General features: G+C 63.5%; 8 protein-coding genes. 6 read left to right on the top strand and 2 right to left on the bottom strand.

The window, feature by feature from the left end:
• The first annotated feature begins 60 nt into the window (after window positions 1–60).
• The 3 genes from XALGPE39_RS09025 to asnB all read left to right on the top strand — a co-directional run bounded on the left by XALGPE39_RS09025 (window position 61) and on the right by asnB (window position 3,696).
• Window positions 61–417: a Spx/MgsR family RNA polymerase-binding regulatory protein gene (locus XALGPE39_RS09025; RefSeq protein ID WP_045727898.1), complete on the top strand. Its 357-nt coding sequence runs from the start codon at window positions 61–63 to the stop codon at window positions 415–417.
• Window positions 418–591: 174 nt separating this feature from the next.
• Entirely contained in the window at window positions 592–1,722 is a 1,131-nt protein-coding gene (dapE, locus tag XALGPE39_RS09020; protein ID WP_045727897.1) for a succinyl-diaminopimelate desuccinylase, read from the top strand.
• Window positions 1,723–2,004: 282 nt separating this feature from the next.
• The gene (gene asnB, locus XALGPE39_RS09015) at window positions 2,005–3,696 is read left to right on the top strand and encodes an asparagine synthase B (protein WP_045727896.1); all 1,692 of its coding nucleotides are present in this window, start codon (window positions 2,005–2,007) and stop codon (window positions 3,694–3,696) included.
• A 326-nt stretch (window positions 3,697–4,022) separates the two neighbouring features.
• On the opposite strand, the gene XALGPE39_RS09005 is transcribed toward asnB, so the two are convergent.
• The gene (locus XALGPE39_RS09005) at window positions 4,023–5,096 is read right to left on the bottom strand and encodes a right-handed parallel beta-helix repeat-containing protein (protein ID WP_045727894.1); all 1,074 of its coding nucleotides are present in this window, start codon (window positions 5,094–5,096) and stop codon (window positions 4,023–4,025) included.
• 305 nt (window positions 5,097–5,401) lie between these two features.
• Here XALGPE39_RS09005 and bfr point away from each other — a divergent pair, with 305 nt between their 5' ends.
• Window positions 5,402–5,887: a bacterioferritin gene (bfr, locus tag XALGPE39_RS09000; RefSeq protein ID WP_045727893.1), complete on the top strand. Its 486-nt coding sequence runs from the start codon at window positions 5,402–5,404 to the stop codon at window positions 5,885–5,887.
• 101 nt (window positions 5,888–5,988) lie between these two features.
• Here bfr and parC read toward each other — a convergent pair whose 3' ends face one another.
• Window positions 5,989–8,232: a DNA topoisomerase IV subunit A gene (gene parC / locus XALGPE39_RS08995; protein WP_045727892.1), complete on the bottom strand. Its 2,244-nt coding sequence runs from the start codon at window positions 8,230–8,232 to the stop codon at window positions 5,989–5,991.
• Between the two features lie 611 nt (window positions 8,233–8,843).
• On the opposite strand from parC, the gene XALGPE39_RS08990 reads away from it, so the two are divergent.
• Both XALGPE39_RS08990 and XALGPE39_RS08985 read left to right on the top strand, forming a co-directional pair.
• Window positions 8,844–9,287 (top strand): MarR family transcriptional regulator, encoded by a 444-nt coding sequence (locus XALGPE39_RS08990; RefSeq protein WP_045729085.1) that lies wholly within the window; start codon window positions 8,844–8,846, stop codon window positions 9,285–9,287.
• Window positions 9,287–10,783, top strand: a complete 1,497-nt coding sequence (locus tag XALGPE39_RS08985; RefSeq protein ID WP_045727891.1) for an efflux transporter outer membrane subunit — start codon at window positions 9,287–9,289, stop codon at window positions 10,781–10,783. The genes XALGPE39_RS08990 and XALGPE39_RS08985 overlap by 1 nt, the downstream gene beginning before the upstream one ends.
• Window positions 10,784–10,792 lie beyond the last annotated feature (9 nt).

Genomic DNA, 10,792 nt, shown 5'->3' with positions numbered 1-10,792 from the left:
CCTGACTCTAATCCCTTGATGTGTTGGAACAAGCGCGGCGCGCAAGAGTGAGATTTGGAAATGATCACGATCTACGGATTGAAAAACTGCGACACCTGCAAGAAAGCTATCAAGTGGCTGGAGCGTTTCGACATCGCCCATACGTTCGTCGACTATCGTGCCAACACGCCCACGCCCGAAACTTTGCTGGAGTGGGCGGCTAAGGTCGGCGGCTTCGACGCGCTGGTCAACAAATCCTCGACCACCTGGCGGCAACTTCCGGAAAACAAGAAAACCCCGGGTTCCGATGCCGAGTGGAAGCTGCTGTTGCGCGAATATCCGCAACTGATCCGACGGCCGCTGGTGCTCACCGCGGATGGCCGGATCAGTCAGGGCTTTTCCGATAATGCGTTCAAGCAGCGTTTTGGCGTCGGTTGACGCCATGATGCGCGTGCGCTTGCAGCGTCTGAGTTGAGTCTTGGGCTCGCTGCACCGCCTGCCTGTTCCCGTGTGTGCATAGCGCTGAGCGCAGGCGCGATGCTGCATGTTTCCCTCTATTTGCGGCTGCTAGCATAAAGCCACGCAATGCTGCTCTGATCGTGATGACCGACCATGTCCGATGTGATTGAACTTGCCTGCGACCTGATCGCCCGTCCCTCGGTGACGCCGGAGGATGCCGGCTGCCAGGAATTGATCGCACAACGCTTGGCGCACGCCGGCTTCGTCATCGAGCATCTGCGTTGTGGCCAGGTCGATAACCTGTGGGCGACGCATGGCGGTGGTGACGGCCCTGTCCTCGTGCTGCTCGGTCATACCGACGTGGTGCCGCCTGGGCCGCGTGAGGCCTGGGCCAGTGATCCATTTGCGCCGCAGATACGCGACGGTGTGCTGTACGGTCGCGGCGCCGCCGACATGAAGGGCAGCGTGGCCGCATTCGTGATCGCGTGCGAGCAGTATGTCGCGGCGCATCCACAGCACCCTGGCACGTTGGCGGTGCTGCTGACCAGCGACGAGGAAGGTCCTGCGCTCGACGGTGTGCGTCATGTGGCGCGCCTGTTCGCCGAACGTGGCGAACGCATCGACTGGTGCATCACCGGCGAACCTTCGTCCACCGAACGGCTTGGCGATCTATTGCGCGTCGGGCGTCGCGGCAGCTTGTCTGGCGCGTTGACGGTGCGCGGGGTACAGGGGCATGTGGCCTACCCACACAAGGCGCGCAATCCGATCCATCTCGCTGCGCCAGCGCTGACCGAACTAGTCGCGCGGCATTGGGACGACGGTTACGAAAGCTTCCCGCCGACGAGTCTGCAGATTTCCAACGTGCACGCCGGGACCGGCGCGAACAATGTGATTCCCGGCCAATTGGAGGTCGCCTTCAATCTGCGCTACACCCCGCACTGGGATGCGCCACGGCTGGAAGCGGAGATCGCGGCGCTGCTCGACCGCCATGGTTTGGACTACAGCGTGCAGTGGCATCGCAGCGGTGAACCGTTCTATACCCCTGAAGGCACTCTGCGCGGGATAGCGCGCGAGGTGCTGGGTGCCTTCGCCGGTGCGCCACCGGAGGAAAGCACCGGCGGCGGCACGTCCGATGCGCGTTTCATCGCGCCATTGGGTGCCCAGTGCATCGAGGTCGGCCCGGTCAACGCCAGCATCCATCAGGTGGACGAACATGTGCGTGTGGCCGACCTGCACGCATTGCCTGGGCTCTACCTGCGTCTGATCGAACGGTTGCTCTCGTAACAGTTGCGTCTGCTCGCGCACCGGGTTACGTTCGATCAATGAACGCGCTGTCTGCCTCCCGCCCGATTCGCGCCAACGCTCGTAACCATGCGCTGGCGAATCATCCTGCGTGGCTGATGCGGGTCTGCGACTAGGCGTTACCAGCAACACCACGCCCAGCTCTCAGACAACCCGCATCGGCCGATGCGGGTTTTTTTGTGCGTGCGTGGGCACCTTTTGCAATCACCCGGTGCGTCATGACCGGGGACAATCCCCACTCGGCCCCACGATCAGGAGTTTCGCATGTGTTCGATTTTCGGCATCTTCGGCCTGCAACCGGGCGACGACCTGCAGGCATTACGTCGGCAGGCGTTGGATTGCTCGCAGCGCCAGCGCCATCGTGGCCCGGACTGGAGCGGCGTGTATGTCGATGACGGTGCGGTTCTGGTGCACGAGCGCCTGGCCATCGTGGATCCGGCCGGTGGCGCGCAACCCTTGCTGGCCGAGGACGGCCAGTTGGCCCTGGCGGTCAATGGGGAGATCTACAACCACCGCGAACTGAAACAGCAACTGACCCAGCCCTATGCGTTCCAGACCGGTTCGGATTGCGAAGTGATCAACGCTCTGTACCGTGAGGACGCGCCAGCCGCGCTGCTCGACCGGCTCAACGGCATCTTCGCCTTCGCGCTGTGGGACAAGGCCGCAGGCCGCGTGCTGATTGCGCGCGATCCGATGGGCGTGTGCCCGTTGTATTGGGGCCATGACGCACAGGGACGCCTGCGCGTGGCCTCGGAAATGAAATCGCTGGCCGACACTTGCGCCGATGTCGCCCAATTCCCGCCGGGCCACTACTACGACAGCGCCAGCGGCGCGTTGGTGCAGTACTACCGCAGGCCGTGGCGCGATTACGCCGCCGTGCAGGGCGTGGAGGTGAGCAAGCAGGAATTGCGCGAGGCGTTCGAGCGCGCGGTGCATCGCCAGTTGATGACCGACGTGCCCTATGGCGTGTTGCTGTCCGGTGGCCTGGATTCTTCGCTGGTGGCGGCGGTGGCCGCGCGTTTTGCGCGCAAGCGCATCGAGGAGAACGACCAGGCCGAGGCCTGGTGGCCGCGCCTGCATTCCTTCGCCATTGGCCTGAGGGGATCGCCCGATTTGGCCGCCGCCGCGATTGCCGCCGAGGCGCTGGGCACCGTGCATCACGGTTTTGAATACACCTTCGAAGAAGGCCTGGACGCGCTGCCGGAGGTCATCCGCCATATCGAGACCTATGACGTCACCACCATCCGCGCTTCCACTCCGATGTTCCTGCTGGCGCGGCGGATCAAGGCGATGGGGGTGAAGATGGTGCTGTCCGGCGAGGGCAGCGACGAGATCTTCGGCGGCTATCTGTATTTCCACAAGGCGCCGAATGCGCGCGAGTTCCATGAAGAGCTGATCCGCAAACTCGATGCGCTGTACAACTACGATTGCCTGCGCGCCAACAAGTCGATGATGGCCTGGGGCGTGGAGCCGCGCGTGCCGTTTCTGGACGTGGAGTTCCTGGATGTGGCGATGCGCATGGACGCCCAGTACAAAATGGCCGGCGTCCACGCCGATGGCCGCAAGCGCATCGAGAAGGCGGTATTGCGCGAGGCGTTCGAGGGCTATCTGCCGGAGTCGATCCTGTGGCGGCAGAAGGAGCAATTCAGCGATGGCGTCGGCTATGGCTGGATCGATGGGTTGAAGGCGCATGCGCAGACCCAGGTCAGCGACCGCGAACTCGCCGCAGCCGACAAGCGCTTCCCGGTGAATCCACCGCAGACCAAGGAAGCTTATTACTACCGCAGCCTGTTCGAACGCGCGTTCCCCACGCCGGCGGCAGCCGAGACCGTGCCGGGCGGCAAGTCGATTGCGTGCTCGTCGCCGGCGGCGATCGCCTGGGACGCGAGCTTCGCGGCGATGGCCGATCCCTCCGGGCGTGCGGTCGCAGGCGTGCACGAACAGGCGCTGGCCTGATCGATGCGGCGGGGCGTGCGGTCGCATTCCCCGCCAGCCATTCGAACCGGCGATTGTGCAGACAATGCCGATCGGGTTCGGATTGGTGGCGTATCAAGCCGGAAGTGCGAATGCGGAGAATGTTGCTGCTGATGTCGCAGCGCGCGTGGCGCAAATGCGCGGCCATCTAAGCTCAGGCATTGCCTGTGAGCTGATGTTTTCTACAGCCTTGCCACTGAGTCACGGCGACTTGGAGAAGCCGAGGTGTTTGGCCGTGCTCTCAGTGGGCTGGTTCTTCAGTCAAGACCAAACCATGCCAGTGATTCGGTCTTGCTTCCCGCATGCGGTTATTTGAACCGCACGCAGTACCCGTAGCGATCAGGCAGGATGTCCACGCCGGAGGCTGTGCCCTCGTTATCGCGCCACAGATTCGGTTGGAAATCGCTGCCTTTGCAGTTGGCCGCGCTGTTCACGCCGACCATGTAGGTGAACGGATTGCCGCGGAAGATGTTGTGCTCGAAGGTGTTGTTCTGGCTCATGCTGTTGTCCCAGCACAGGATCTCCGGCGTGCGCTGGCGGATCGAACAGGTCAGGTATAGGCCCGCGCCCTTGTTATCGATGAACTGGTTGCCGGTAAACAGGTTGCCGCGTGAATCGGACAGGTATAGGCCTTGGCTGCCATTGCGCTCCAGGCGGTTATTTTGGATCTCGCTGTCTTCCAGGTGCTCGGTGGTGATGCCGGCGGCGACATTGTCATGAATCGTGTTGTCGAACAGTTTGATCTTGGCGCTGCGGTTGAACGATACCCCGTCCCAGGTCGCGCCGGAGATGTCGTTGTGGGCGATCAGCAGGTCGTGGCTGTCGTATTCGCTGAGCAGGCAGGCGCTGCGGCATTTGTTTACCCGCAGATGGGTGAGTTGGATGTTCTGTCCGCTGCGCACCACCACCAAGCTGTTGCTCAGGTACGGCAGTTCGGGCATGAATTCCTTCTGGGCATCGCCGCCGACGATCTGCAATTGGCTGATCTGCACGTCGCTGATCGGCCGTAGCGGGCGTTCGTGCTGATAGTCGCCGAGCACGATGGTTGGTTGTTGCACGCCATCGCGCATGCGTAGCACGGTCTTATCGCCCTGACCACGCAGGCGCAGGCCGTTGCGCTGGATCGACAGCAATTTGTTCAAGTGAAAGTCGCCGGCGCTCAGGCAGAGCGTCGCCGGTTTGCCATCGTTAGGGAGGCTGTCGATCATGGCCTGCAGGTCGTTGCCGGGTTCCGCGCGCACGCTGCAATCGGTAGTAGCAGTACTAGTACTCGCAGTACTCGCAGCAGTAGCGGTCTTGGCTTGGGACGGCGCAGCGTGGGCGGTGGACGCCAGGGCCGTCGCCAGTGGTAGTAGCAGTGCGAGCAGGGGGCGATGCTTCATTGGGTTCGGACTCCACGTGGGGTAGGAGAGGTGGGGTTGTCGGTGTGCGCCACGGTATCGGCATGGTGGTAAGGCGTCATTGTCGTACCGGTGAGCTTAATGTCAGCGTGTGGTGCGTCTGTCGAGTCTAGACGCTGCGCGTGTCGTGCTTGCATGGTGGTTGACGCAGGCTGTGCGCCTTATCACGTATGGATGCGATGGCGCGCAGGCGGGCGTGGAATCTGGATGTGAATGATTCCGATTGGAACGTGACAGCGTCGTCTCGGGCACTATGACAGCTTCAATCGACAACACAGAGCCCACCTATGAAGGGACATCCCGACGTCGTCCAATGCCTCAAGGAGTTGCTGCGTGGTGAATTGGCCGCGCGCGACCAGTATTTCATTCACTCACGGCGCTATGAAGATCAGGGCCTGCTGGCGCTGTACGAGCGGATCAATCACGAGATGGAAGAGGAGACCGAGCATGCCGATGCAATACTGCGGCGCATCCTGTTCCTGGAGGGAGATCCGGACATGCGTGCGCTCGCGTTCGAGCCCGGTCGCACGGTTGAGGAGATGCTGGAAAAGGACTTGAAGGTCGAATACGAAGTGCGCGCGAATCTGGCTGCGGCCATGAAATTATGCGAACAACATGGCGACTACGTCAGTCGCGACGTGCTGTTGGCACAACTGCGCGACACCGAAGAAGACCATGCCTGGTGGCTGGAGCAGCAACTGGGGCTGATCAAACGTCTGGGCCTGGCGCTGTACCAGACTGCGCAGATCGACGCGCGCGCCAAGAACGCCTGACCGACTGCCGAGCGCGGTGCCGCCCGCGTGCGGGCGGCGATTACCCAGGTGGCTGGACTGTGCCGAGCGCTGTATGCGCTCGCGCGTTCCTGCTTTCCGACTTACTCCACCGCGAGGTCGTCCACCTTCTGCCAGCCACGCGGCAACAGGCCACCACGGCTGGCGCGCGCGCCCAGGTAGGCATCCAAGTCTTTGAACGACAGCGACATGGTGCGCTGGCCGCTCTTCACCAGCAGGGTGTTACCCGGCGTCACCGCCGCGATTGCCACGACTCGCTCGGTGCCGAGCTTGGCCTTGGGGATGTCGATGATCTTGTTGCCTTTACCCTTGTCCAGCTCGGGTAGCTCGGCGACCGGGAAGGCCAGCAGATGGCCGGCGCTGGTGACCGCGACGATGCGGTCGGTCTCGGCATTGCTCACCGTGGCCGGGGACAGCACCTTGGCGTTGGGAGTCAGGTTGAGCATGGCCTTGCCGGCCTTGTTGCGGCTGGTCAGGTTTTCAAAGCGGGTGATGAAGCCGTAGCCGTGCGAAGACGCTAACACCACGCGGGTATCGTTTTCGCCCGTCGCCAGCGCCTGGAATGCCACGCCGGCCGCGGGCGAGAAGCGCCCGGTCAACGGTTCGCCATTGCCGCGCGCCGAGGGCAGGGTATGCACGAGGGTCGAATAGGCGCGGCCTTCCGAATCCACAAACGCCACCTGCTGGGTGCTGCGACCGCGCACCGCCGCCAGCAGGCTGTCGCCGTCGCGGTAGGCGAGGGCGGCCGGGTCCACGTCGTGGCCCTTGGCCGCGCGGATCCAGCCTTTCTCCGACATCACGATGGTCATCGGTTCGCTCGGCACCAGTTCGGTCTCGTCGATGGCCTGCGCCGCTTCGCGCCGCACCAGCGGCGAGCGTCGCGCATCGCCGAACTTCTTGGCGTCGGCGATCAGTTCGTCCTTGATCAGCTTTTTCAGTTTTGTCTTGCTGGCCAGTAACGCTTGCAATTGTTCGCGTTCCTTGGCCAGAGCGTCCTGCTCGCCACGGATCTTCATCTCTTCCAGCCGCGCGAGCTGGCGCAGGCGGGTTTCCAGGATGTAGTCGGTCTGTTCCTCGCTGAGCGCGAAGCGCGCGATCAACGCCGGTTTCGGCTCGTCTTCGCTGCGGATGATGCGGATCACTTCGTCCAGGTTGAGGAATGCGACCAGCAGACCTTCCAGCAGGTGCAGGCGCCGTTCCACTTTCTCCAGGCGGTGGTTGAGCCGGCGCACCACGGTATCGCTGCGGAAACGCAGCCATTCTTCCAGCAGGGTCTTGAGGTTCTTGACCTGCGGGCGGCCATCCAGGCCGATCACGTTGAGGTTGATGCGGTAGCTGCGTTCCAGATCGGTGGTGGCGAACAGGTGGCCCATCAGTTGGTCGGCGTCGACCCGGTTGGAACGCGGCACCAGCACCACGCGCACCGGATTGGCGTGGTCGGACTCGTCGCGGATGTCCTCCAGCCACGGCAGCTTCTTGGCGCGCATTTGCTGCGCGATCTGCTCGATCACCTTGGACGGGGAGACCTGGTAGGGCAGCGCGGTCACCACGATGTTGGTGTTTTCTTTTTGGTAGGTGGCGCGGGCGCGCACGCTGCCGTGTCCGGTGGCGTACATCGCGTGCAAGTCGGCGACCGGGGTGATGATTTCTGCGGTGCTCGGATAGTCCGGGCCGCGCACGTGTTCGCACAGCTCGGCAATGCTGGCGTCGGGGTCGTCGAGCAGGCGGATCAGCGCGCTGACGATCTCGTTGAGGTTGTGCGGCGGCACGTCGGTGGCCATGCCCACGGCGATGCCGGTGGTGCCGTTGAGCAACAGGTGCGGCAGCCGTGCCGGCATCCAGGTCGGTTCGTCCAGGGTGCCGTCGAAGTTCGGCGACCAGTCCACCGTGCCCTGGCCGAGCTCGCCGAGCAGCACTTCGGCGATGGGGGTCAGCTTGGATTCGGTATAGCGCATCGCCGCGAACGATTTCGGATCGTCGGTGGAGCCGAAGTTGCCCTGGCCTTCGATCAGCGGATAGCGGTAGGAGAACGGCTGCGCCATCAGCACCAATGCCTCGTAGCAGGCGCTGTCGCCGTGCGGGTGGTACTTGCCGATCACGTCGCCGACGGTACGTGCGGACTTCTTCGGCTTGGCCGCCGCGTTCAGGCCCAACTCGCTCATCGCATAGACGATGCGCCGCTGCACGGGCTTCAGGCCATCGCCGAGGAACGGCAGGGCGCGGTCCAGCACCACGTACATGGAGTAGTCGAGGTAGGCGCGTTCGGCGTATTCGCGCAGCGGTAGCTGCTCGAAACCATGGAAGGCGGGGCGGGCGAGATCGGTCATGCGCAGGAAACACCTCTAGGCGAAGGCGGCGAGGGACGCCGCACAGCAACTGATCGATTATCCGGATGTGGCAGTTAATGCCAAGCCGCGCGTGCGGTTGCCGCGGGTCTTTGATGGCCAGAGCGCGTGTCGGTGCAGGGCCTCAGAGTGGCCGCGACGTCGCGACAAAGGTGGGTATTGACGCGGCTGCGAGCCGGATCGATGCGTGGAGCGGCGGTGCTGGGCGGCCCTGGGCAGGTGCATCGTCCGTGAAACGCCGAGGTCACGGGTGATCTAGGCGCTGATGTTGGGCGCAAGGTCTTCCCTTGCGCGGATTCAGTCCTACGGTGATTCAGTCCTACGGTTATTGATGACCGGACATAGGCGAAGGCGGCGAAGAAGGCCGCAGAGCAACGGGTCGGTGATCCCGGATGCGGCAGGGAATGCCGAGCCGTGCGTGCCGCGTGGCTGGCCGTGGACGATCCATGAAGCGTGGCGAGGCAGGCATGGCGTCTGCTCAGGTGTCCAGCGAAGGCTCTCGTGGCGGGCGCATGGCCTGCCTGCATGGAACGCTTAATTTCATTTTAAAATATTCGCTTGACAAATATTTTTAGATGAAAATAATTGACCTGATGAGCACCTTCTCCTCCCCAGACCCTCCCGCGTTCGGCCTGCTCCTGCGGCAGGTGCGCGACGCTCTGATGCGGCGTTTGGATGCTGGGATGGCCGAGTTGCAGCTCGGTTTAGGCGCCAGCCATTACATCGGCATGAAGGCTCTGGCGCAGATGTCGCCGTGCAGTGCCAACGCCCTGGCTCAGGCGATCGACCAGAACCCCAGTGCGGTCACCCGTCTGCTGGACAAGTTCGAGGAACTGGGATGGGTAAGCCGCGAAGCGCACGCGCATGACCGGCGTGCCTTGCGTATCGTCCTCAATGACGAGGGCCGCGCCATGTGGGAGCAACTCAGGCTGCGTGGCGACGAGGTCATCGCCATCGCTCTGAGCGATCTTTCCGCTGAGGAGCGTGAGCACCTCACTTCGCTGTTGATCCGCGTTCGCGATTCTCTCAATTCCTGATGAATACCCTCATGAAGCCATCCACCACGTTTCCTCGTCTGCGTCCGCTGGTGGTCGCTGCACTGACCCTGGCGCTGGCCGCATGCGCCAGCAGTCGTGGCCTGGAGCCGCACGGCCATCGGCTCGATGCCGATCGCCAGTTGCATCTGGATCACACCTTGCGTGACGACGTCCTGACGCCTGCGCCGTGGCCGCAGCAGGATTGGTGGAAGGCGTTGGGTGATGGGCAACTCGACGCGCTCATTGCCGAAGCCTTGCAGGGCACGCCGAGCTTGGAAGCCGCAGACGCGCGCGTGCGCCTGGCGCAGGCGCAGGCCGGTGCCGCCGATGCCGATCGTGGCGCTAAATTGTCGCTGTCGACCGGTTACACCGGGCTGCAATTGCCCAAGAATCTGGTCGGCGACAAGATCGGCGGCCAATACCTCCACGACGAGCATGCGCTGCTGGATTTCAGCTATGGCGTCGACGTGTGGGGCGGTAAACGTGCAGCGTGGGAGGCGGCGGTGGATCAGGCGCATGCCGCACAGGTCGATGCGCAGGCCGCGCGTCTGGATCTATCCGCTGCTGTCGCCCGCGCCTATGTGCAACTCGGTTACGCCTGGCGCTTGTACGATCTTGCCGGCGCGGAACTGGCGCGTGCCGATCACAGCCTGAAACTGGTGCGGCAGCGTCGCGATGCCGGGATCGACAGCAGCTTGCAACTGCGCCAGGCCGAGGCGCGCGTGCCCTTGGCGCGCCAGCAGCAGCAGGCGGCGCAGCAGCAGATCGACGAAGCACGAATCGCGCTGGCGGCCTTGCTTGGGCGTGGTCCTGATCGCGGGTTGCAGATCCAGCGCCCGCGCTTGCTCGACCCACAGGCGGTGTCGCTGCCGTCGGTGCTGCCGAGCGACCTGCTCGGCCGCCGTCCCGACGTGGTCGCCGCGCGTTGGCGAGTCGAGGCTGCCGCGCAGGGGATTCATGCGGCCAAGACGCAGTTCTACCCCAGCATCAACCTCACCTTTCTGGGCGGCCTGGTCTCGAGCAACCCTGGCGATTTCTTCAAGAGCGGGTCGGTGTTGGGCATTCTCAGCCCAGGGTTGAGCCTGCCGTTGTTCGATAGCGGCCGACTGCGCAGCCGGCTTGCCGAACGCGATGCCCAGTACGACTTGGCCGTGGCCAATTACAACCAGGCGTTGGTGGCAGCACTGCGCGAAGTGGCCGATCAGGTCAGTGCGGCGCGCTCGCTCGCGCAGCAGGCCCAGCAGCAGACGCAGGCAGTGGACACCGCGCAAGCCGCTTTCGATCTGGCCCAGCAGCGCTACCACGCTGGCATCGGCAACTATCTGGACGTGCTCAGCGTCCAGCAGCAATTGTTCGAGGCGCAGCAGCGTCTGGCCTTGCTACAGACAAACCAAATCCTGGTTTCGGTGCGCCTGAATCAGGCGCTGGGCGGTGGTGACGAAGCCACTTCCGCTGCCGACGCACCCACGTCTTCTACCGCTTCTTCGCATTCTTGAGATCGCTGC

This window comes from Xanthomonas sp. GPE 39 (genome assembly GCF_000963005.1).
Taxonomy (GTDB): domain Bacteria; phylum Pseudomonadota; class Gammaproteobacteria; order Xanthomonadales; family Xanthomonadaceae; genus Xanthomonas_A.
This window is presented reverse-complemented; position numbering and strand designations above follow the sequence as displayed.

Excerpts from the sequence above, each read along its gene's own strand:
- XALGPE39_RS09025 (WP_045727898.1), top strand. The coding sequence starts at position 61 with ATGATCACGATCTACGGATTGAAAAACTGCGACACCTGCAAGAAAGCT.
- dapE (WP_045727897.1), top strand. The coding sequence starts at position 592 with ATGTCCGATGTGATTGAACTTGCCTGCGACCTGATCGCCCGTCCCTCG.
- asnB (WP_045727896.1), top strand. The coding sequence starts at position 2,005 with ATGTGTTCGATTTTCGGCATCTTCGGCCTGCAACCGGGCGACGACCTG.
- XALGPE39_RS09005 (WP_045727894.1), bottom strand. The coding sequence starts at position 5,096 with ATGAAGCATCGCCCCCTGCTCGCACTGCTACTACCACTGGCGACGGCC.
- bfr (WP_045727893.1), top strand. The coding sequence starts at position 5,402 with ATGAAGGGACATCCCGACGTCGTCCAATGCCTCAAGGAGTTGCTGCGT.
- parC (WP_045727892.1), bottom strand. The coding sequence starts at position 8,232 with ATGACCGATCTCGCCCGCCCCGCCTTCCATGGTTTCGAGCAGCTACCG.
- XALGPE39_RS08990 (WP_045729085.1), top strand. The coding sequence starts at position 8,844 with ATGAGCACCTTCTCCTCCCCAGACCCTCCCGCGTTCGGCCTGCTCCTG.
- XALGPE39_RS08985 (WP_045727891.1), top strand. The coding sequence starts at position 9,287 with ATGAATACCCTCATGAAGCCATCCACCACGTTTCCTCGTCTGCGTCCG.